21 protein-coding genes and 2 pseudogenes are annotated in these 23,517 nt (G+C 38.5%); all 23 read right to left on the bottom strand.

What is annotated here, in order from left to right:
* Window positions 1-76 precede the first annotated feature (76 nt).
* The gene (locus tag DYD17_RS04765; protein WP_115252807.1) at window positions 77-2,023 is read right to left on the bottom strand and encodes a PTS fructose transporter subunit IIABC; all 1,947 of its coding nucleotides are present in this window, start codon (window positions 2,021-2,023) and stop codon (window positions 77-79) included.
* Window positions 2,020-2,931, bottom strand: a complete 912-nt coding sequence (gene pfkB / locus DYD17_RS04760; protein WP_115252806.1) for a 1-phosphofructokinase — start codon at window positions 2,929-2,931, stop codon at window positions 2,020-2,022. The genes DYD17_RS04765 and pfkB overlap by 4 nt, the downstream gene beginning before the upstream one ends.
* The gene (locus tag DYD17_RS04755; protein WP_115252805.1) at window positions 2,928-3,641 is read right to left on the bottom strand and encodes a DeoR/GlpR family DNA-binding transcription regulator; all 714 of its coding nucleotides are present in this window, start codon (window positions 3,639-3,641) and stop codon (window positions 2,928-2,930) included. Before DYD17_RS04755 ends, pfkB begins: the two co-directional genes overlap by 4 nt.
* A gap of 235 nt (window positions 3,642-3,876) precedes the next feature.
* Complete coding sequence (locus DYD17_RS04750; RefSeq protein ID WP_115252804.1) at window positions 3,877-4,800, bottom strand: 2-dehydropantoate 2-reductase; 924 nt, start codon at window positions 4,798-4,800, stop codon at window positions 3,877-3,879.
* Between the two features lie 12 nt (window positions 4,801-4,812).
* Window positions 4,813-5,868 carry a PTS transporter subunit IIC gene (locus tag DYD17_RS04745; RefSeq protein WP_115252803.1) on the bottom strand — a complete coding sequence of 352 codons (1,056 nt, stop codon included), beginning with the start codon at window positions 5,866-5,868 and terminating at the stop codon, window positions 4,813-4,815.
* A 186-nt stretch (window positions 5,869-6,054) separates the two neighbouring features.
* Complete coding sequence (locus DYD17_RS04740; protein WP_115252802.1) at window positions 6,055-7,047, bottom strand: NAD(P)/FAD-dependent oxidoreductase; 993 nt, start codon at window positions 7,045-7,047, stop codon at window positions 6,055-6,057.
* Window positions 7,047-7,778, bottom strand: a complete 732-nt coding sequence (gene trmD / locus DYD17_RS04735) for a tRNA (guanosine(37)-N1)-methyltransferase TrmD (protein WP_115252801.1) — start codon at window positions 7,776-7,778, stop codon at window positions 7,047-7,049. The genes DYD17_RS04740 and trmD overlap by 1 nt, the downstream gene beginning before the upstream one ends.
* Window positions 7,768-8,286: a ribosome maturation factor RimM gene (gene rimM, locus DYD17_RS04730; RefSeq protein WP_003050247.1), complete on the bottom strand. Its 519-nt coding sequence runs from the start codon at window positions 8,284-8,286 to the stop codon at window positions 7,768-7,770. The genes trmD and rimM overlap by 11 nt, the downstream gene beginning before the upstream one ends.
* 353 nt (window positions 8,287-8,639) lie before the next feature.
* Window positions 8,640-9,017: a hypothetical protein gene (locus tag DYD17_RS11135; RefSeq protein ID WP_236593281.1), complete on the bottom strand. Its 378-nt coding sequence runs from the start codon at window positions 9,015-9,017 to the stop codon at window positions 8,640-8,642.
* Window positions 9,018-9,230 (bottom strand): hypothetical protein, encoded by a 213-nt coding sequence (locus tag DYD17_RS11130; RefSeq protein ID WP_226313911.1) that lies wholly within the window; start codon window positions 9,228-9,230, stop codon window positions 9,018-9,020. It abuts the gene before it with no gap.
* A gap of 39 nt (window positions 9,231-9,269) precedes the next feature.
* Window positions 9,270-9,485, bottom strand: coding sequence for a hypothetical protein (locus DYD17_RS11125; RefSeq protein WP_236593282.1), 216 nt, complete (start codon window positions 9,483-9,485; stop codon window positions 9,270-9,272).
* Window positions 9,482-9,769 carry a hypothetical protein gene (locus tag DYD17_RS11120; RefSeq protein ID WP_236593283.1) on the bottom strand — a complete coding sequence of 96 codons (288 nt, stop codon included), beginning with the start codon at window positions 9,767-9,769 and terminating at the stop codon, window positions 9,482-9,484. The genes DYD17_RS11125 and DYD17_RS11120 overlap by 4 nt, the downstream gene beginning before the upstream one ends.
* 486 nt (window positions 9,770-10,255) lie before the next feature.
* Window positions 10,256-10,495, bottom strand: a complete 240-nt coding sequence (locus DYD17_RS04720; protein WP_003050244.1) for a KH domain-containing protein — start codon at window positions 10,493-10,495, stop codon at window positions 10,256-10,258.
* A 9-nt stretch (window positions 10,496-10,504) separates the two neighbouring features.
* Complete coding sequence (gene rpsP, locus DYD17_RS04715; RefSeq protein WP_003050242.1) at window positions 10,505-10,777, bottom strand: 30S ribosomal protein S16; 273 nt, start codon at window positions 10,775-10,777, stop codon at window positions 10,505-10,507.
* Between the two features lie 126 nt (window positions 10,778-10,903).
* Window positions 10,904-12,645, bottom strand: a pseudogene (locus tag DYD17_RS04710) (glycerophosphoryl diester phosphodiesterase membrane domain-containing protein).
* A gap of 74 nt (window positions 12,646-12,719) precedes the next feature.
* Window positions 12,720-13,243: pseudogene (locus DYD17_RS04705) on the bottom strand (TVP38/TMEM64 family protein).
* Window positions 13,244-13,286: 43 nt separating this feature from the next.
* Window positions 13,287-14,507, bottom strand: coding sequence for an ABC transporter permease (locus tag DYD17_RS04700; RefSeq protein WP_115245802.1), 1,221 nt, complete (start codon window positions 14,505-14,507; stop codon window positions 13,287-13,289).
* An 11-nt stretch (window positions 14,508-14,518) separates the two neighbouring features.
* The gene (locus DYD17_RS04695) at window positions 14,519-15,205 is read right to left on the bottom strand and encodes an ABC transporter ATP-binding protein (protein ID WP_115253255.1); all 687 of its coding nucleotides are present in this window, start codon (window positions 15,203-15,205) and stop codon (window positions 14,519-14,521) included.
* 23 nt (window positions 15,206-15,228) lie between these two features.
* On the bottom strand, window positions 15,229-16,458 hold the full coding sequence (locus DYD17_RS04690) for an efflux RND transporter periplasmic adaptor subunit (RefSeq protein WP_374188324.1): 1,230 nt from the start codon (window positions 16,456-16,458) through the stop codon (window positions 15,229-15,231).
* Between the two features lie 245 nt (window positions 16,459-16,703).
* On the bottom strand, window positions 16,704-19,880 hold the full coding sequence (gene carB, locus DYD17_RS04685; protein ID WP_115252799.1) for a carbamoyl-phosphate synthase large subunit: 3,177 nt from the start codon (window positions 19,878-19,880) through the stop codon (window positions 16,704-16,706).
* 247 nt (window positions 19,881-20,127) lie between these two features.
* Window positions 20,128-21,219, bottom strand: coding sequence for a carbamoyl phosphate synthase small subunit (locus DYD17_RS04680; protein WP_115252798.1), 1,092 nt, complete (start codon window positions 21,217-21,219; stop codon window positions 20,128-20,130).
* 34 nt (window positions 21,220-21,253) lie between these two features.
* Complete coding sequence (locus DYD17_RS04675) at window positions 21,254-22,186, bottom strand: aspartate carbamoyltransferase catalytic subunit (protein WP_115276389.1); 933 nt, start codon at window positions 22,184-22,186, stop codon at window positions 21,254-21,256.
* A gap of 60 nt (window positions 22,187-22,246) precedes the next feature.
* Window positions 22,247-23,506, bottom strand: a complete 1,260-nt coding sequence (locus DYD17_RS04670; protein WP_003050223.1) for a uracil-xanthine permease family protein — start codon at window positions 23,504-23,506, stop codon at window positions 22,247-22,249.
* Window positions 23,507-23,517: the final 11 nt, after the last annotated feature.

Raw genomic sequence — 23,517 nt, 5'->3', positions numbered from 1 at the left:
TTCTTTCTCTTTTAGTATATCAAAAAACTAGAACCTTAGCAGATTCTAGTTTTAGTAAGGAAAAAGTCTTTCAACGTTAAGCTTTTTTGCGAAGGGCGCCGAAGATAATTCCGGATACAATAGCACCAATCGCTACAAAGACAAGGTATAAGATTGGGTTGCTTGTTAAGGCGATGACGAAGATACCACCATGTGGTGCCATTAATTTAATACCAGCCAAACCAACAAGAGCTCCTGTCAAGGCAGAACCAGCAATAAAGCTAGGAATTGCACGCGCTGGGTCTGCGGCGCCAAATGGGATTGCTCCTTCAGTGATGAATGAAAGCCCCATAACAATATTGGTCAAACCTGATTCGCGTTCTTCTTTAGTAAATTTATCTTTAAACAAGAGAGTGGCTACAAAAACAGCTAGAGGAGGTACCATACCACCTGCCATAACAGCAGCCATAACAACTGAACCACCATTTGCGACAGTAGCTGCTAAAGTTCCTGTACCAAAAACATAAGCTGCCTTATTAACAGGACCACCCATATCAACAGCCATCATACCACCAACAAGAAGTCCCATAAGGACAGCAGAACTTCCTGAAAGACCTTGTAAGAAATCATTAAGCGCTGTGTTAATAGCTGCCATTGGGATATTGACAAAGAGCATCAAGAAACCAGTGACAAGGACACCAAGTAATGGGTAAAGAAGAATAGATTTAACCCCTTCAAGAGATCGTGGTAAGCCTGCTAATAATTTACGTAGAGCAAGAATAACACCACCAGCCAGGAAACCACCAACAAGAGCACCAAGGAAACCTGATGGCACACCCGCTAAAGCCAAGCTAGCTTCTCCACCTGATGCAAATGGAACCTTGCCAAAAGCAAGTCCACTCGATGCAATAGCACCTGCCACAAAACCAGCAACCAAACCTGGTTTTTCAGCGATAGAGTATGCAATGTAACCCGCTAATACTGGTAACATGAAGGAAAAGGCGGCACCCCCAATTTTCATGAAAATAGCAGCTACTTCATGATAAGATCCAAGATTGCCTAATTGGTCTTTTGGCACACCAAGCATGTTATCCAACAAGAAAGCTAGGGCAATCATAATCCCGCCACCAATAACGAATGGCAACATTTGAGAGACACCACCCATCAAGTGTTTATAGAAAGCACCACCTAAGCTTGTTTTCTCAGATGAGACTGCTGTTTCAGACTTTCCGTTCTTAGCGTGGTAAGTGTGTCCTTCATTATTCAAAATCAAAGAAATCAATTCTTGACTCTTCTTGATGCCATCTGCAACAGGGCGAGCAATTAATTGTTTACCGTCAAAACGATCCATTTCAACTGCTTTATCTGCTGCAACGATAACACCCTTAGCTTTCTGAATATCTTCAGCGGTTAAACGATTAGCCACACCAGAAGCGCCGTTTGTTTCAACTTTAATAGCTACTCCCATTTCTGCAGCTTGTTTTTTCAAAGCCTCTTCTGCCATATAAGTGTGAGCAATCCCTGTTGGGCAAGCTGTAACTGCAACAATAAAATCTTGATCACTTGTTGGCGCTACCACTTCTTCTTTAGCTGTTGAAGCCTCATCAAAGACAGCAAGAACGTCATCTGGTGTCGCTGTAGCACGAAGTTTATCTGCAAAACCGTCTTTCAAAAGGTATTGTGATAATTCTGCTAGCGCAGCCAAGTGAGTGTCGTTTGCCCCTTGAGGTGCAGCAATCATAAAGAAGAGATCCGTTGGTTGACCATCTAAAGCCTTATAATCCACCCCTTTATTTGATTTCGCAAATAAAACTGCTGGTTCATCAACCACAATATTTTTAGAATGAGGCATGGCAATACCGTCGCCAAGTCCAGTTGATGTTTGTTCTTCACGTGCCATGATACTCTTTTTAAAGACATCAAAATCGTGAACAATACCTTTTTCTACTAAACGTGTAATCATCTCGTCAATGGCAACTTCTTTCGAAATAGCCTGTAAGTCAAGAATCATAATATCTTTTCTCAATAAATCTTGAATCTTCATCGTTTTTCTACCTCAACTTTATGATATATTTCCTTAATAAATGCAATTGTCGCCAAGTCATCAGAGAAAGCGGTCGCCGTACCACACGCTACTCCCCATTTCAAGGCTTCTACTGGGTCTTTACTCTTAACAAATTCGCCTGTAAATCCAGCAACCATAGAATCACCAGCCCCGACAGAATTTTTGACCTGCCCTTTAATTGGCTTAGCAAAATAGGTGGCTTCCTCAGTAACCAACAAGGCACCATCACCAGCCATCGAAATGAGGACATACTGAGCTCCCATCTCTAAAATTCGACGAGCGTAGGTTTCTACATCGTTAAGACTGTTTAACGGAACACCAAAAATAGCTTCTAATTCATGGTTATTAGGTTTAACTAACAAAGGATTATTCGCAAGGGCATCTAAGAGGGGTTGTCCTTCAAAATCGCAAACCACCTGGGCACCACTTTGCCTAACTAAAGGAATCAATTCCTTATAAACAGCATTCCCAAGATTGGCTGGAGCTGATCCCGCAAAAACAACTGTATCGTCTGAGGTCAATTGGGATAACTTAGCTTTCAAGGCTTCCAATTGTTCCTGACTAATCATTGGCCCTTGACCATTTATTTCAGTCTCTTCTTGCGACTTAATTTTAACATTGATACGGGTATCCTGCTCTACCTTGACAAAAGCCGTTTCAATGCCTTCATTCTTTAAACTATCTTCGATAAAATGTCCAGTAAAGCCGCCAAGAAAGCCTGTCGCCGTATTCCCAACTCCTAATCGTTGCAAGACACGACTGACGTTAATACCCTTTCCCCCTGCAAACTTATCATCACTGACCATGCGATTTACTGATCCCAGGTTTAGCTGATTAATTCTGACGATAAAGTCAATCGAAGGGTTTAAGGTCACGGTATAAATCATAATTCAACCACCTTTGCCTTTTCCTTTATTTTTTTGAGAATCCCTGTCGAGGCTGCCTCAGTAATAATAGTCACCTGATTAATGGCAGCTACTTTAACAAAAGATACCTGACCGATTTTCGAGCCATCAACCAGAATGTAAGACACTTTCGCATTCGCAATGACTGCTTTTTTTATCACGGCTTCTTCCATATCTGGGGTTGTTAGATAGGCCTCATCAACACCATTCATGCCAAGAAATGCTTTATCAAAGTTCATCTGTCTGATTTGTTCCAAAGCCACACTCCCAATACTCGCATCAGTCGTTTGCTTGACATACCCACCAATGATAATCGTTTTGATGGATAAATCAACTAAGCGAGTCGCATGATGGATGGAGTTAGTAACGACCGTAACATTTTTTCCTTGTAAAAAAGGGAGTAAAAATTCCGTCGTTGTCCCAGCATCAATAAAAATCACATCATTATCATAGATGAATCGGGAAGCTTTTTGAGCGAGCGCCTGTTTGATTTGACTGTTTTTGACAGACTTCTCCTGATTAGACAATTCCTCTTGCAAGGAATGAAACAATTCAGCTCCACCATGAACACGGTGCAAACGTCCTTCTTGCTCCAGTTCCCCCAAATCTCTACGGACAGTTGACTCAGACGAATCCAGCAGCTGCATCAAATCTTCTAAAGCAACATAGTTATCTTTTACGATTTTTGCCATAATCAACTGTTTTCGTTTTGATTTTAAGATAGAATCACCTCTTTCTGAAATCGGTTACAATTATTATTATACCTTTTTGTTCTCTAAAGTCAAGCATAATCTTCCAAAAACATCCAATATCTGTCACTTTTTTCTTACCCATAACTTCGATAAGCTGAAAGAAAGTATCAAACCTAAAAAAGCCCTTCACAAAGGATTTAATCCTAATGTGATGAGCTTTTCAAATCTTTTTAAATTAGTTAATCTTTAAAATAGCTTCTTTGGCATGTACCAACTGTGCAATCAAGCGGCAATATGGGGTATCAATGCCCAGTTTCTCACCTTTGGTATTGACAGCTCCATTGATAAAATCAATTTCAGTCAGGCGATGGTTTTGAACAAGATCTTGGTGCATTGATGGGTAATGGTGGGCAGCCTTAACAGAAGTGTCCATGACATAAGTTGTAATTTCGTCTTCGTTCAAGGCAACACCTTCTGCTTGACCAACGATAACAAACTCATGAATGATTTCTTTAACCATTTTGAGACCGTCTTCACTGGCAAATAATTCACCAATTGTACAATCTAGAAGGGCACAAGTTGAGTTCATGGTACCATTCACGCAAGCTTTTCGCCAGATGTTTGGCACAACATTCTCATCATAAGTCGCATTCAAGTTAGCTTCATTTAACAAATCAGCCACCTGGTGTCCAGCTTCTTGATTGCTTGGGTCCATGCTTTGTAAGTTAAGTGCTCCCACACCTTGAAGATGAGCACGACCAGGACCTGCCAATCCAGCTGTCCAGACAGTAACTCCCATTAAAATGTTGTGTTCTGGAATGTACTGACGAATAACGTCTTCATGTCCAAGGCCATTTAAAAGGCAAAGCACTTTGGTTTCTTTTCCAATAATACCTTTAATGTCTTGAAGCATTTGTGGCAACTGCATTGCTTTTGTAAACAAGATAATTAAATCGGCTTCTTGAGTTGCTTCGGTTGGTTTCATGATAGGAAGTTTAACCGTTTCTTCCACATCACCTGTTACAATCAACCCGTTTTCTTTAATGGCATTGATATGATCTTCCCAGTTGTCTAACAAAATCACATCATTATTTGTTTTTGAAATTTGGTAACCAAAACGGCAACCCATGGCACCTGAGCCAGCAATATAAACTAACATGTTTTCCTCCTATTAGCCTTCAAAGACGAAAATGTCTTCTTTATAAAGTTTTAGAATATCTTTAGAAACCTTATGCGCTGCAAATGCAACTGCAAATGGTACAACAATCCAAGCAAGGATAATAATAAGTACTGAGCTACCACCTGCTAAAGAAGCAATTGGTCCTACTGCACCAACCAAACCAAAACCAGATGAAGCTGGTGTCCCAACAAGATTAAACAATGGTACTGTTAATGAGCTAATTGCTGCAGTGACCACCATTGGAATAGCCATGATAGGATGTTTTAAGAAGTTTGGCATCATCATTTTCATAGCCCCAAGTGCAATAGCAATTGGTACACCTGACTTATTAACTTTGAGTGTTGCCCAAACAAGAACTGCAGCTGTTGATGCAATTCCCATAGACGCAGCACCGGCAGCCATTCCATTTAAACCAATAGCTAAACCAATAGCCACTGTTGAAATCGGACTAACAATGATAAGCGAAAAGGCAACTGCAATCAAAATAGACATTAAAATAGGTTGTAAGGTTGTAAAGGAATTAATCCCTTGCCCAATTAGCGTTGTCACATAAGACACATAAGGCAATAACTTCCAACCAATGTAACCAACACCTGTTCCGATAATAATTGGTAACAAGATAATGGTTAAAGAGCCAAATTTATTCCCAAAATACTTAACCGCTAAAACCGCAAGGCTAGCTGTAATCATCATATTGATGAGATCCCCAATACCTCTAAGTTGGAAAGTGCCTGTTGTAACACCTTTTTGAACAACCTCAGTATAAGCCCAGGCTCCAGAACCAATATAGGCTGCTCCACCAACCGCCAACTGTTGCATTGGGTTAAACTTAAACTGTTGACCAATCAAAAACCCTGCCATAATAGGTGTGAAGAATTGGAAGACTTGCACAATGTGTAAAAATTCTGCTGCTGCATTTGGCAGAAGCGGCTTTAAAAAAGTTGCTAAAATAGCATTTGGAATGAGCGCCACAACGATAGCAATCGCTGTACCCGCCAAGACCTTATTCATAAAAGAACTAAATGTCTCTTTATCTGTTGTTGTCATGATAGACCCCTTTTCATTGTAATGTATTATCCTGTGAAAACTATCACATTTTTTCACAATGTCTATTTTATCACAATGCCTTAGACTTGTCACGAACACTTGACAAAAGGGCTCTCCCCCTTAGAACAAGTATCAGCCTAGTAAGTGAACGTTCCTCTCTAACGACGAGATTGTAACCCTAACTCTTTAGTCAATTAAAGATGTTGAATGCACCACACGGTTATCTCGATCTGGATAAATATAGTTAATGGCTTGATTAACGGCTGTTGGTGCCTCACCAAATCCAGTAGCGATTAAATCAACTTTCCCATCATAAGCTGCCGCATCCCCAATAGCAAAAATACCTTCTTGACTGGTTTGGAAAAGCGGAGTGACATTGATACTGGAGCGTTTGTAGTCGAGGTTCCAATTTTTCAAATTTTTATTAGAGGTTGAAAAACCAAAGCTCACAATGATACTATCCACATCAAGCTCCATTGTCTCTTCTTCTTTAACCTTTTGAATGACTAGCTTTTCAGCTAGGTTTCCAATTCCTTTCAATGTTTTTGGCACATAAGGTGTTAAGAGGTTAACCGTTGAGGCTTTCAACAATTCCACACTGTGTTCATGTGCTCTAAATGCATCGCGGCGGTGGACAACTGTAACACTTTCAGCAATGTTTTCTAAAGCCAAAGCCCAATCCACAGCCGAATCCCCACCACCACAAATCACAACTTTTTGGCCTGCAAATTGTTCCAACTGATGGACATTATAAAACAGGTTATGGTCAGCAAAGTCTTCTTCCCCTTCTAACCCTAATGTCCGTGGTGCAAAAGCGCCATTTCCACAAGCAATGATAATCGCTTTTGAAAAGTGCTCTGCCTTATTAGTGGTAATCGAAAAACCACCTTCAACCTTTTCAAAAGACAAGACTTCTTCTTTTAAACAAATTGTTGTACGATCTTCAAAACGACTCAACTGCTTGAGCAAATTCTCTGTTAATTCTGCTCCTGTCAAAGCTGGGTAGGCTGGAATATCATAAATCATTTTTTCTGGGTAAAGAATGGCGGGTTGACCACCTAGTTCTGATAAACTTTCAATGATTTTTACCCTCATACCTCGGAGCCCTGCATAAAAAGCGGTAAATAAACCTACTGGACCACCACCAATGATGGTTATATCATATTCTATTTCTTCCATTAGTCTTCTCCTTGAATCAATTCTGCTTTTATCTTAGCTAATAAGTTGCGCTCTTCCTCAGAAAACTCGTACTGCTCTAGTAAATCTGGTCTTCTCAAATAGGTTTTCCTGAGACTTTCTTCTAAACGCCACAATCGAATACGCTCATGGTGCCCACTCATCAAAACATCTGGCACCGTCATCCCTCGGTAGTCATAAGGTCTAGTGTATTGAGGGTATTCTAAAAGCCCTGAGGAGAAGGAATCATCCTGATGACTGCTTTCCTTGCCAATCACATTTGGAATTAGCCGAACAGTTGCATCCACCATCGTCATGGCTGCCAATTCCCCACCAGTTAGGACAAAATCTCCCAACGATATTTCATCTGTGACTAAGGTCTTAATGCGCTCATCATAGCCCTCATAATGACCACAAATAAAAATTAACTCTTCCTCAAGAGCTAATTCTTCAGCATGAGCCTGAGTAAAGGATTTTCCAGCAGGATCCAAGAGGATAATCCGCGGTTTTTGAGCTTGGATGTGTTCAATGGTGTCAAAAATTGGTTGTGCCCTCAAGAGCATGCCTTGCCCACCGCCATAGGGTTCGTCATCAACATGTCGAGCTTTTTCAGCATAATCTCGAAAATTATGGTAGTGAATGTCAAGTAATCCTTTTTCTTTTGCCTTGCCTACAATGGAATACTCTAGAGGGGCAAACATTTCAGGAAAAAGGGTTAGAATATCAATCTTCATCGTCTAAGCCTTCCATCAATTCAACATCCACGCGCTTGTTAAGAACATCTACGTTAAGAACTACTGGGGGAATATATGGTAATAACAAGTCTCGTTTTCCTTGACGCTTCACTACCCAAACATCATTAGCACCTGGCTGCAAGATTTCCTTAATATGTCCAATAAGGACATCCTTTTCGTAAACAGCCATGCCAATAATCTGATGGTAATAAAATTCTCCTTCTTGTAAATCCCCTTGATTGTCTTTTGAGACCTTTAAAGTGTATCCCTTGTACTTTTCAATAGCATTAATATGATACATGTCTTTAAATTTGATGATGTCAAAGTTTTTTTGCTTTCTATGGCTAACAATCGTGACCTCTTGAACAAACTGGTCTTTCTCATCAAACAAAGCCAATTGCGATCCCTTCTTAAAGCGCTCCTCAGCAAAATCACTGACCGATAATACACGCATTTCTCCTTGTAGTCCTTGGGTATTGACAATCTTCCCAACGTTAAAATATTCCATACTAACTCCTCAATCGTTCGCTCGTTATCTCGTACCACCTGGGTGGTTTATCATGATTTCATAAGTTCCTATAAAAGGAATTACGGTTAAAACCAAACCATTTACTATTTTAACACGTTATAACCTATTTTGCACTTCTGGTTAACAATTTTCTCCCTTCTCTTTCAAAAGAAAGGGCATCAGCTATATCATAGGCCATTTCTCATTTCTAAACGTGGCTAGTGGTAGAAAATTTTTTCATCTCCTAGTTAGCTTGGTTCATTTTTCGTATAAAATAGAGGCACTAACACACATAAAATCCCTTTTGAATACTATCGTTCAGATCAAGAAATAGTTTTAAGAGAGATAGGGGGTTATGGTTTCATTTTTGCCTTTGTCAAGGTAAGCATGCCTGCAATTCCTAAGATAACAAAACCAATCAAGCTGACTAAAGCAACTCCTTTATCATCTGCTTTAAGAAGGGTTTTATCTTCTTGTTTTACAGGCGCCACTGTTTTTTGGGTATCCATACCTTTAGCCTTATCCTTTTGTTTTGAAACGTCTGTTTTGTCTGACAGTTCAAGCATTGGCTTCTCATCAGCTTTCTTAATTTGACTAGTTTTCAAGTAGGCACTGATGTCATTTCCTGGTGTCACAGTATCCATTTTAATACCACTAACCAGGTAATTATAGAACATACCATCCATCAACTGGTTAACAAAAGTTACTTTCCCTTTTGCATCAGTTGTCATCTAGCCAACTGTTTGGCCAAGATCATTAACTAAAGTCACCGTTTGACCAACAAGACCATTTCCACCTGAATCACGAACAATAATCGTCAATGGTTTTTTCGTATATTCTGGTGCCACACTTCCTTTTCCTTCAGCATAAAAGGCTTCTTCTTTTAGATGTCCATTTTGGTCTGTTCTAACAATATATCCTTGTAATTTACCATCAAATGTCACACTAATATTACGTGATAATGGTAATTGCTCAAATAGAATTTAGCCTTTTGCATTTGTCTTTGCAGCTTTAAGAGGAAGTGGTTTCCCATCTGTAATATCAGACAAAGCAACTTCTTTTCCTTCAAGAACTTTACCTTCTTTGTCTAAAATAGTTACAAGGAAGTTAAAACCTGTTGCTTTGGTTTGTTCTGTTGCCTGTCCTTTGCTTGTATCAAGAGCCACATTAACTGGCATACCTGGAATGGTTTCGCTCATTTTTTGTCATCCATAAAGACAGCATAAAACGTACCATCCATTAGGCCTTTAGTAAAACGAGCTAGCTCATCTTTACCTGTTGTTACTGTTTCAACAAGATTACCTGAGCTATCTTTTAAGGTCACTGCTTTGTCAACAATTGCTTCAGCGTCTTGATTACGTACGTAAACATCTACAGGTGTTTTAGTATAGTCAAAAATGCCTTGTCCTACACCTTGAGCAGTAAAACTAGCTGCTAATTGACTATTGGCTTGGCTAGTACGAATAGTATAACCTTTAACCACACCATCAACTGAAACGCTAAGGCTTCTATTAATTGGTAAATGACTAAATAAAGCTTGACCTTTACTGTCAACAACTGTTGCTAAAAATTGAAATGTTCTTGCTGGAGCTTCCAGTACTGTAGAATGAACAGGCGTCTCAGCTTGAACAGTTTATGTCATAGCAGCATTCGCCAAAGTCAAGCTTGATAGCGCTGTTACAGCCATTAGGCTTATGACGCGTTTATGAATTTTAATCATTAGATTTCCTTTTATATCTTGTTCAGTAAATGATTACTTCACAAGTTTTGATTAGTGTCCCCATAGGGCTAAGCTAATCATACCACCATTTGCTTAATCAGTTAATTTTTTAATATTTGATAAACTATATGTGGCTAAAAGCAAGCTAATAACTAAGCCTTTTCATCAAACAATCAATTTGAGAGCAACAAAAAAAGTCTGCTAACCACGATTAACAGACATCTGTTCTACTTTATTCCCAATGAGATACTACTTCTCATCAATAACTAAACGAACTTTTTTCCCTGCAGTTGGAACCGAATAGACAATCGATCTTATCGCTGTAATAGTACGACCTTTTTTTCCGATAACACGACCGATGTCTTGAGCATCCAAGTCAAGATGATACTCTAAAAAGTCAGGAGTATCTTCAATTTTAATGGTAAGATTATCTGGTTGTGAAATCAAAGGTTTCACAATAGCGATAATAAGATTTTCAATGGTATCCATAGGCTTTTATTATTTAGAGAATTTTTGGTCGTGGAATTTAGCCATAACACCAGCTTTTGACAAGATGTTACGAACTGTATCAGAAGGTTGTGCACCTTTAGCCAACCACTCAAGAACACGGTCTTCTTTTATAGTGATTTGGTTTTCAGCTACAAGTGGGTTATATGTTCCAACTGTTTCGATGAAACGACCATCACGTGGTGCACGTGAATCTGCAACGTTAATACGGTAGAAAGGTTTTTTCTTAGAACCCATACGAGTTAAACGAATTTTAACTGCCATTGTTATCATATCTCTTTTCTTTTTAATAGTTCTGTCAAGAAATAGAGCCTTGCTCATTTCTTACATGGACTAGTATATCGTAGTTTTTTTAAGCTGTCAAGTTTTTTTCTTGACAGTTTTTAAAATCTAGTAGAGGCTGCTAATAATCCTAGTTAACCGATCAAAATAAGACATATCTTTCCTCAAATCCTTAGCTAAATATCTGGTTAAACCTGGCTTATCTGTGATAATTCCTTGAATAGGTTTGAGCAAATAATGTTCTATCCGACTAGAATCATTGATGGTCCAAACATAGACTTCTTTGTTCTTCCAAAAAGCTTGTGTCGACAAATAAGAACGGTATGAAAAATCTTCAATCACATAAAAATCAACCGTTTCATCTCCAAAAAGGCCAAATTGAATAGGAATAACATACCCAGCTGTAATAGAAGGATCTTTCTTTTTGATAGCTTCCATGACTTTCAAGTTAAGTGACATAACCTTATTTTCCTTACTAATGCCGAGACGATGGTATTCTTCTAGGAAGAGGTCGACATAATTGTTAGGCTCAGATTCTGTTGGTTTTAATTCAATCAAGAGGGGCATCTTTAAGTTCTTAGCTCTTTTGTAAAACGTTTCAAAAGAAACGAAATGACTCGAAAACTTGCCCTGCTGAATACGTAACTGTTCCACTTCTGCTAAGGTTAGATGACGAATATCTTCATCAAGACCTGCTAATCGTTTCAGATGATTATCATGCGACACAACAAAGCGATTGTCTTTAGTTAAGATTAAATCTAGCTCAACATAGTCACTTTTTGCTTTTTTAGCACCTTCTAGCGCCTCTAAAGAATTCTCCACACCTGCTGAAACAAGACCACGATGAGCGATGACAGCTTTTGGAGTTGGGCTTTGAAAGAAGGCCAATCTTTCCAATGACTGATAAGCAAATCCTAAGGTCAACAGCACAAATAAGAAGGCGTAGCCCTTGGTTCGTTTGGTTACTTTTTTAGGATAATCCCATTCTTTTGAGGTGCAATATCTTCTTTTAAAATAATAGCAGAGCAAAGCTTCAAGAAAATCGTCGCAAAAAAGATTAATTCCCAGATAATAGTTAAGGAAATGGTTTGTATAATCACCTGATTACCACTAGGATTAAAGAAATATACTAGGGCTAAAACAATCGAAATAGCGGTTGATGAAAACAAAAAGGTGACAGCACTGACAGCTAGTAGACGAATCACTAAAGAAAACTGATACCCCTTAGTTCTTAGCCAACTTTCTAGCATAGCCTCTTTTACTGTTCGATGCTTAATGGCTAACAAGGGTAAAAAATAAATCAAGCGTAAATTAAGATAAAACAAAAAAGCAAAGGCGACGTATAACAAATATTTAGTTGTTGCTGTTTTCGACAGTTCCCCTACGATAAATTCTGGAATATAAAGTTTTTCAGTGATGACTGAAGATAACCCTAGGTGCAAGACTGGGATAGTCAGCAAGATATAGCCTACAAAAAGAATTAATTGATAACCGGAGAATATCTTCCAAATGCGCTTCAAATAATAAGAAAATCGCTTTTTAATACCTCTAACGCTAATCTCTTGATCTGCTATAATCCGATAAAGCGCAAAAAATTCAAGATGGATAAAGGCAGCAAATAACAATAAATACAAAAATAATAAAGCCAGTGCTAGAGGATTTTTCAAAAAAGTAAAAAAATTGTCTTTATCTAAATGATATTGTCCAGTTACTCCCAGTATAATATAGAAAAACTCGGATAATACAAAGTTAGCAATGGTTACAAATAATAACTGAAAGACACTGGCCTTTAATAACCAAGAGAATCTGATTTTTGACATGGTCGATAATAAATCAGACAAGAGTTTCATGGATTAATCTCCTTTTGTTTAAACAATAAGCATATCACTCAAAAACTCCTAGTTGAACGAAGTTCAGCTAGGAATTAAGAAGTCATTAACAGACGCCTTATGACCTCTCCACAATAAATCCCAAAATAACTAAATGTAATAATGGAAATTGGTATGCAGATGAGGATGATTATCAGGAATTTACGGTAACTCATGCGACTTAATCCCGTAATCATAATCAATGCGTCTACTGGTACAAGTGGGGAAAGCATATTTAAGACAAAAAGACTTCAAACGTTTTTGACAATAATTTTCTCTCGTAATAGTCCAATTGTTCTTCCGTTTTAAATAATAGTGACGAACCAATACAAATCCCTGCAACTTTGAGCAAAAATCCTAATCCAGGTCCAAAAGCGAGAAAACCAACGACTGTGGTAACCCCATCAGGAATGATAGGAATTACCACTTGGATAATTTTTAGGGTGAAAAAACCAATCGAACCAATCACTACATGGTCTTTGACAGTATAGGCTAAGGCATTGGGATTGTTAAGAATATCGAGTTGCCTCACCAGATAGACAGCCAAGGCTAACTATAATAAAATTGATAAGACACCCAGTCCCTTTTAAAATTTTTTTATAAAGGCATACGAGATACCAAATCTATTCATAACGCAAAGCCTCAATTGGATCTAACTTACTTGCCTTATTAGCAGGTAATATTCCAAAAATAATTCCAATAGATGCTGAGAATAAAATGGCAACAAGAGCAACATCAAATGAAACTGATGCTCCTTTAAGATTTAAAGCCGTTGCTAAAGGGGCAACTCCAAGTTGGGCTAATAGTAATCCTAGTAACCCTCCTGTAACAGTCAACACTATGGATTCAATCAAAAACTGAGCAAGAATTTTTAATCGAGTAGCTCCTAAGGCTTTACGTAAACCAATTTCTCGGGTACGTTCAGTAACTGAGACTAACATAATGTTCATAACTCCTATACCACCAACCAATAAAGAAATTCCAGCAATAGAACCAATAACGGTCGTCATAACGCCAAATTGAGTATTGATTTCCTTGATTAGTTTACTATTATCAAGAACAGCATATTTACCTTCTTTAACACGTGATAATTTTGTTAACATTTGAGCAGCTTTCTCCCCTAATGTTAAGCTTTGACGAATATCACGCACATGAACATAGATAGAATCAACCTCTTTAGCGTTAAACTCAGATGCCACCTGAGTATTGGCCATGACAGCACTCCCAATTAATCCTCCCTTCATGATAGAGTTTTGTGAAGATTTGTAAACTCCAATAACAAGATAATCTTTATTTCCAACATTAACAACCTTATTCAAGGCATTCTTATAATTATCTTTACCAAACAACTCATCTGATAAGACTGTATCCAATAAAACGATACGAGAAAAATTGTGATAGTCAGATACCTTTAAGGTACGACCTGCTACAATATCGTAGTTCTTCACTTTAAAATAATCTTGACTAGCACCTGTAATAGTAACATTGTCCATCTTCTTTTTCTCATAAGAAATAGTTGCTGAAGCACTGTTGGTGACATAATAAGTATCAATCCCATTAATCTCTCTAGTAATTTGATCCAACCATTCACTTTTAACTGGATGATTACTTTGATTAGAGTCGGAAATAGCATATAAATCTTCATCTTCGTCTTTTGCTTTGTAATAAAGTTGAAGTTCCTTCTGATTATTTGAAAGAGTATCCGTGACACCCTTCTTCATGGCATTTCCCAGCCCCATTATAATCACAACAGCTGATACTCCAATAATAATCCCCAACATAGTTAGGATTGAACGCATTTTATGCCCCCAAATTGAACTAAGAGCAAATTTCCAATTTTCCATTAAATTTCCTCCTATTCAATTCTGACACTTCCTGTAGTATCAGTGGTAATCTCACCATCACGGATAATAATTTTACGCGTTGCAAAGTCAGCAATCTCAGGTTCATGGGTTACCATAATAATCGTTTTACCTTCTTTATTTAAAGTTGTCAAAAGCTCCATAATTTGCTGACCTGTTTTCGTATCAAGCGCGCCTGTTGGTTCATCTGCCAAAATAATAGAGGGATTATTGACTAGAGCACGAGCAATAGCCACTCTTTGCTTTTGTCCACCTGATAACTCTGACGGTAAATGTTTCATGCGCATACCAAGTTCTACTTTTTCTAAGAATTTTTTAGCACGTTCACGACGCTTTGATATACTATATCCAGCATAAATAAGAGGTAGCTCAACATTTTGAAGAGCATTTAATTTTGCTAAAAGAAAAAATTGTTGGAAAACGAACCCAATTTCTTCATTTCGAACTCGAGCAAGTTTTCGATCACTAAGGAGTTCGACTGCTGTTCCATTTAAGATATAATCTCCAGAAGTTGCTCGATCTAACAAGCCAATAATATTCATCAAGGTAGATTTCCCTGAGCCAGATGGTCCCATTATTGCTAGAAAATCACCTTCATATACTGTTAAGTCTATACCTTTCAAGACCTTAAGATGTTGATCACCGTTTCGATAACTCTTAACAATATTTGTTAATCGCATTAATTCTTTTTTTCTATCCGGCACTACTTATTCACCTCTGATTTTTTGTTTTTTTCATTAGAATCTTTTGATGCCTTAATATCTGCTGAAATAACATCTTCCAATTTGTCACCTTCTTTAATTTGCTTATCAGGGTTAGCAATAACAATATCTCCAACCTTCAAACCTTGACTGATCTCTTGTTTTTCAGCATCAGCATTCCCTAGAGTCACTTCCACTTTCTTAGCTTTAGCTGTGCTATCATCATAAACCCACACATAATGTTTCTTATTCTTATTAATAACCGAAGTAACAGGAACCAACATATGTTTTGTTTCGTTTAGAACCTCAACAGAAACGGTAAAGCCCTGTTTTAATTGATTCAGAGGACTTGTAATATCAATTTTATAATCGTAATTAGCATTAGTTGATCCTCCTGTAGTTCCTGCTCCAGTACCACTGTTGCTAGAGTCTGTCGGATAATTTGAAATATAATTAATTTTTCCAGTCCATTCTTGATCGGCATAAATTTTTGATTTGATTTTAACTGGTTGACCAACTTTAACATTAGCTAAATCATATTCTGTTAGACTTCCCTTGACTTGAAGTTGCCCTTCTGTGGCGATATGAACTAACTTTTGGCTATTTTTAGAAGAAGGATCAATATCATTATTAACTTCTACGACAGTACCTGAAACACCACTGACAACGACAGTGTCATTTAGTGCTACTTGTGCCTTATTAACTTCAGACTGAGCATCAGCATATGAATCATTTAAATCCTGCAACTGCTGTTTGTAGCTAGCATTTTGTTGAGCAGATGGTTGAATAGTTGTTGTAGTTTCTTCACCTGTTTCCTCATTAGTACTTGTTTCTACTGTAGCTGCAGGAACTCCATAGGTTTTAAGATGATTAATTTGACGACCGATTTTATTAAGATTTCTAACCGCAGCATCATAAGTTGCTTGTGGTATCGTTGTATTATATTGAACTAACTGTTGACCCTTGGTTACTTGATCTCCAACTTTTACGGTTACTGTTGCATCAGATCCTTTACTGGCATCAAAATAAATATATTCTTCTGAAAGGGCTTTGACAGTACCTGAAAGTAAGGTTGAAGAAGCAACATTCCCTTCTGTTACATTAACTGTTGAATAGGGCTCTTTCATTGCTTTAGTTGATAAAGTATCTTGATGTTGCTTCCATAAAATTCCCCCAATTAATACTAAAGATAGTGCTGTTGCACCTAAAATCCCTTTAGTTTTATTTGACATATTAAATTTTCTTTTTTGAGACATTTCTGTCCTCCCCTTTTGTACTATTTTTATAAGACAAGTATATGACCTTTTTCAATTCTTGTCAAGAAATTCTTCATCTTCCCAACAAAAATCATGCTCAAATTAGTTGCCTTTTCTTCTATTATAGTTGTTTTTAAGCATTTTTACCTTACACTTTTGTCACTTAGTTCTTAAAACAATAGAGAAAGCCCCTCTAAGAATACTTAAAAAGGGCTTGAGCCTTAAATGGCTTGTGTTCTAAAGGAACGGCTTTCTAAAACTGTTAACATCGCCTCAGCTGTGTCTAAAGCTGTAAACAGTGGAATTCCTTGTTCAATAGCTGAACGTCTAATGAATTGGCCATCTTTATCCGCTTTGCGCTTAGTGCCAACTGTATTAATAATGGCCTGAACCTGTCCACTTCGAACCAAGGATGGAATGTCATTTGCGGTATCGCCAATTTTAGCAACCACCTGTGATTCTAGCCCTCGTTCAGTAAAATAAGTTGCTGTACCTTGAGTGGCAACAATGTGATAGCCAATCGCAAGAAAACGTTTCGCCAACTCCAATGCCTCTGCCTTGCTACCATCTGCTATGGTAAAAACAATGTGACCATATTCTGGTAAATGGGAATAACTTGCTTCGAATGCTTTATACAAAGCTTTTTCAATATTTTCATCTGACCCCATAACTTCCCCTGTTGATTTCATCTCAGGTCCCAAAAGACTATCTACCTGAGTCAATTTACTAAATGAGAAAACAGGTGCTTTGATATGAACCAGCTGGCTCTCTGGGTAAAGACCATCCCCATAGTCTAAATCTCTTAATTTTTGCCCTAAAATTAATTTTGTAGCTACTTGGGCCATTGGAATATTTGTGACTTTGGATAGGAAAGGTACGGTACGACTTGCGCGTGGATTGACTTCAATCACATACACCTGCTCATCTTTAATGACAAATTGAATATTCATCATGCCAATACAGTTTAGTCCTATGGCTAAACGTCTGGTATAGTCTGTGATGGTTTCTTGTATCTGTTTGGATAATCCTTGCGGTGGGTAAACCGCCATTGAATCTCCCGAATGAACACCAGCTCTCTCAATGTGTTCCATAATTCCAGGAATTAATATCGACTCTCCATCTGAAATGGCATCTACTTCGCACTCTTTACCAACAATATAGGAGTCAATCAGAACTGGGTGTTCTGGACTGGCTTTGACTGCCGTTTTCATATAACGTTGAAGATCTTTTGCATTTTCCACAATCTCCATAGCTCGACCGCCAAGAACATATGACGGTCTGACTAAAACAGGGAAACCAGTGTGACTAGCGGCAGCTAAGGCTTCTGCTTCATTGGTTGCTGTTTGACCTGGTGGTTGTGGGATGCCTAATGCTTTCAGCGTTTTTTCAAACTGATCTCGATTTTCTGCCCGATCCAAATCATCCACTTGAGTTCCTAAAATCGTCACACCCGCTTCGGAAAGAGCCTGTGCTAAATTAATAGCTGTTTGTCCACCAAACTGAACGACGACACCTTTAGGCTGCTCTAAATCAATCACATTCATGACATCTTCAAAGGTCAGTGGTTCAAAATACAACTTATCTGACACTGAAAAATCTGTAGAGACTGTTTCAGGATTCGAATTCATAATAATAGCTTCATAGCCTGCTTCTTGGATGGCTTTAACCGAATGCACTGTTGCATAGTCAAACTCAACTCCTTGACCAATACGAATGGGGCCAGAACCTAAGACAAGTACTGATTCTTTATCAGATAGTGTCGATTCATTTTGCCACTCGTAGGTTGAGTAAAAATAAGGTGTTTTAGCATCAAACTCTGCTGCACAGGTGTCCACCATCTTATAGACAGGAACAATTCCATTGACCAATCTCAACTCCCTAACATGAGTTTCGTCTACCTGCCACAGCTCTGCAATTTTCAGGTCTGAAAAGCCATAACGCTTAGCTTTTTTTAACTTATCGAGATCATCAGGAACTGCTTTCAATTCATACTCTAGTTCAATGATATGAAGTAACTTATCTAAGAAAAAGAGATCTATTTTTGTCAAAGAGGCGAGTTCTTCAATGGTGTAACCACGACGCAAAGCTTCTGATAAATAAAACAAACGATCATCTTGAGCTTTCACAATTTTAGCCATTAACTGATCATCACTAACAGCAGTTAGTGTTGACATTTCGTTATGAAAGACCCCAATTTCCAAAGAACGACAAGCCTTTAACAATGACTCTTCAATGTTTCGCCCGATGGCCATGACTTCTCCAGTTGCTTTCATTTGTGTTCCCAGACGACGTTCACCCTGCTCAAATTTATCAAATGGAAAGCGTGGAATTTTAGCCACCACATAATCCAAAGCTGGCTCAAACATGGCATAGGTAGTCCCTGTCACTGGATTAATCATTTCGTCAAGCGTAAGTCCAACAGCAATCTTAGCCGCTAACTTGGCAATAGGGTAACCCGTCGCCTTTGAAGCTAAGGCGGAGCTACGTGACACGCGAGGATTAACCTCTATCACATAATAGTTAAAACTATGTGGATCTAGCGCCAATTGCACATTACATCCCCCTTCAATTTTAAGGGCTCGGATAATGTTTAGACTAGCATCGCGTAGCATTTGGTGCTCACTATCAGAAAGGGTTTGAGTTGGTGCAAAAACAATAGAATCTCCTGTATGAATACCAACAGGATCAAAATTTTCCATGTTACAAACAACCAAGGCATTGTCAGCACTATCTCGCATCACTTCGTATTCAATTTCTTTGAAACCAGCAATTGAACGCTCGATTAGACATTGGGTGACAGGAGATAATTTTAGTCCGCTCTCAGCAATTTCTCGCAACTCATTCTCATTGGCACACATACCACCACCTGTACCACCTAAAGTAAAAGCCGGACGTACAATAACGGGGTAACCAATCGTTTGAGCAAAAGCAACTGCTTCTTCAACACTGGTGACAATCTCTGATTCCGGGATTGGCTGTTCCAATTCTTCCATCAGTTGTTTGAACTGGTCACGGTCTTCTGCTTGATCAATCGCAGATAATTTGGTTCCTAATAATTCAATCCCCAATTCCTCAAGGATACCAGCCTTAGATAATTGCATTGCCATGTTAAGCCCCGTCTGCCCTCCAAGGGTTGGCAATAGAGCATCTGGTCTTTCTTTTCTAAGAATACGACTCACAAATTCAATGGTTAAAGGTTCAATATAAACCTTATCTGCAATTTCTTTGTCTGTCATAATGGTAGCTGGATTTGAATTCACAAGAATGACCTGATAACCTTCTTCTTTTAGAGCCAAGCAGGCTTGTGTTCCCGCATAATCAAATTCAGCAGCCTGGCCAATAACAATGGGGCCAGAACCAATTACCATAATTTTATGAATATCTTTTCTTTTTGGCATACTTATTATTATGAAAGAGACTAGCGTAGAAGGACTTACAAAATCTTATTAGCTAATGCCAATACTTGATTTTTTCACTCTCCCCCACACTAGTGCTCCTTTTTCCTCTCCTCTTTTTCGATTTGTCGCCTCACAGGACGACATTAAATAATCCAAGACAGCTTGGTCTGAAAGATTGAAATTGTCTTCCTTTCAAACAGCTAACTAATTTCTTTCAAAGAATCTTTTCTTTTGACCTTTGATGCTATTATTTTTTTGCTTGCTGTTTCAATTGCCAAGCATCAATCATATCTAAAAATTCATCGAATAAATAGCTAGCATCATGAGGACCAGGGGCAGCATCAGGATGAAATTGGACGGAAAAGGCTGGAAAGTCACGATGTCTGACTCCTTCGATCGTTTTATCATTGATTTCCTCATGTGTCACCATAAGTGTTTCTGGTAAACTTTCGCGTTCTACAGCATAACCATGATTCTGACTAGTGAAATCCACTCTTCCCGTTGCAATTTCTCTAACCGCATGGTTAAAACCTCGATGACCAAAAGTCATTTTAAAAGTCTTTGCGCCATTTGCCAAGCTAAAGAGTTGATGACCCATACAAATACCAAAAATCGGAATCTTCCCTTGAACCTCTCGAATCATGTCCAAAACTTCTGGTAACTGTTCAGGATTTCCAGGACCGTTAGACAACATTAAGCCATCGGGATTCAATTGAAGTACTTCTTCTACTGTGATAGTAAATGGAACCACGGTGACGTTACATTGTCTTTTTGATAACTCTCTTAAGATCGAATGTTTTAAGCCGAAATCAACCAAAACTATACTTTTTCCAATACCTGGTGCTGGGTAGGCTGCTTTTGTTGAGACTTGCTCGATAGTGTTAGTTGGTAACACGGTTGCACGCAGTTGATCTTTTAAATGCTGGATAGTATCTCCATCATCTGCCATCGTAGCTTTCATGGTTCCGTGTTGTCGAATAATTTTGGTCAATGCTCTCGTATCAATTCCTGAAATACCTGGGATACCTTTTATTTTTAAAAAGTCATCTAGCGTCATTTGCTGGCGCCAATTACTTGCCAGCCGACTGGCTTCAGAGACAATAACCCCTTTACACGTTGGTGTAATCGATTCATAGTCATCACGGTTAATGCCATAATTTCCAATCAGAGGGTAGGTAAAGGTTAACAGTTGACCATTATAGGACTGGTCAGTAATGGACTCTTGATAACCTGTCATCCCTGTGTTAAAAACAATTTCGCCAGTCACATCTTTATCTGCTCCAAAGGGGTCTCCCTCAAAAATAGTACCATCTTCCAAAATAAGTAATCGTTTTGCCATTCTTTACCTTCTCATACCCTTTCACTTTGACTAATCAGCAATGGCTTCTGCCATTAAGAATAGCCTCAATAATAGCCATACGTACAAAGACACCGTTCGTCATTTGAGAAACAATTCTTGCCTTCGGTGCTTCTACCAAACTATCTGCAATTTCCACATCACGGTTAACAGGAGCTGGATGCATAATAATAGCAGAGTCCTTTAAAGCATTGTAACGTTCTTGTGTCAGTCCAAACTGCTGATGGTAACTATCTTTTGAAAAACTTTGCTGACCATCGTGACGCTCATGTTGCACCCGAAGCAACATCAGGACATCTAACTCTTCAATAATGTGATCAATCGCAGTGTAAGCCCCGTAACTGTCAAATTCTTCTGAATACCATTCTTTGGGACCATAGAAATAAAGCTCTGCTCCTAATCGTTTTAAAATCTGCATGTTTGATTTTGCGACACGCGAATGGGTCAAGTCCCCTGCAATCGCAATTTTTAACCCCTCAAATCGCCCAAACTCTTCGTAAATAGTTAACAAGTCAAGCAGACACTGGCTTGGATGCTGTCCAGAACCATCTCCGCCATTAACAATTGAAGCTGTGATTGTTGGACTCTCCACTAAGGCCTTGTAATAATCATCTTCAGGATGACGAATCACACAAATATCTGTCCCTAGGGCACTCATGGTTAACACAGTATCATACAAGCTTTCTCCCTTATTAACAGCACTCGTATCTGCATTAAAATCAAGAACGGTTAACCCAAGTTTTTTCTCAGCTACTTCAAATGATCTATGAGTTCTAGTAGAATTTTCAAAAAAGAGGTTGACCACAAACTGATCTTGCAGTTTAGGTAGGGCAACCTTTCCTGCTTTGTATTCTGAACCTCGGTTGATAAGCCCTAAAACTTCTTCATTGGTTAATGTTTCCATTGAAACTAAATTAGTAAGTGCAACACGGTTATTAACGACTGACATGTTCCTCCCCTTTATCACTAATGAATGACAACTAAATTAAGTAGTAGACAACTGGCTCTTTTATTTTTCAGGAAGTACCTGATATAGGATGATTCCAAGAAGTGTTGAGAAAGCGACACCTGAAATTTGAAGACCATTTACTTGAAGCATCAATCCTCCAATCCCAGAGACCAAAATAACACTAGCAATCAATAGATTTTTCTTATTATCCATATCAACTTTTGATTCAATCAAGATTTTCAAACCACTTGAAGCAATCACCCCAAACAAAGCAACAGAGATACCTCCGATTACTGGGGATGGAATAGACTGAATTAAAGCAGATACTTTACCCACAAAGCTAAGGAGAGCTGCAATCACTGCGGCGCCCGCAATGACGTAGACTGAGAATATTTTATTTAAAGCCATAACACCAATATTTTCACCATAGGAAGTCACTGGCGGTGCGCCTAGAAAACCGGCAATCATTTGCGCAAAACCATCACCTGTAAGGGTCTTTTCGAGTCCTGGATCCTTGAAATAATCTCTTTTTGTCAAACTATTTAAGACCATAATATGTCCAAAATGTTCTGTCATTGTAACAAAGGCAATCGGAGCCATGGTTAAAATGGCACTTGGATAGAATTTAATCCCGTAGGTGAGGAAAGGAATTTCCACTGATGGGATACTAAACCATTTGGCCTGAGCCACATTGGTAAAATCAACAATTTCTTGACCGGTGAGAACACCCACTAAAAGGGCTACAACATAACCAACTAATAACCCTAATAAAATGGGAACAATAGCGACAATTCCTTTACCATAAATATTGAAAAAAATAACTGATAATAAGGTGACTAACCCAATAACAAGATAAGTCAGATTATAGCTCCCATTTTTTAGCATGACATCATTAACAGCTGTAGAAGCTAGGCTTAGACCAATGACCATAACAATAGGACCAACCACAATCGGTGGTAAGATGTTATCAATCCAATCATTGCCAATAGCTTTAACAATTAAAGCTACAATCAGGTAAACTAGACCTCCTGTCATAGCCCCTTGAGCCACAGCTCCAATACCATCTGTCTTCATCAACAGTTGCATTGCTGCAATATAGGCAAAACTTGATCCCATATATGCTGGAATTTTAAATTTGGTCACTGATAAGTGGGCAAGGGTTCCTAAACCACTAGATAACAAAGCAACTGATGGGTCAATTCCAACTAGAATGGGAACCAGAACAGTCGCACCAAACATAGCAAATAAGTGCTGGAAAGACAGACCAATTAACATACCTGCCTTTGGAACTTCTTCTACATCATAAATGACATCTTTCACAGTAATACCTC

The organism is Streptococcus dysgalactiae subsp. dysgalactiae, from assembly GCF_900459225.1.
Classification (GTDB): Bacteria; Bacillota; Bacilli; order Lactobacillales; family Streptococcaceae; genus Streptococcus; species Streptococcus dysgalactiae.
The sequence above is the reverse complement of the archived record's forward strand: the minus strand, read 5'-3'. Positions and strand labels throughout refer to the sequence as shown.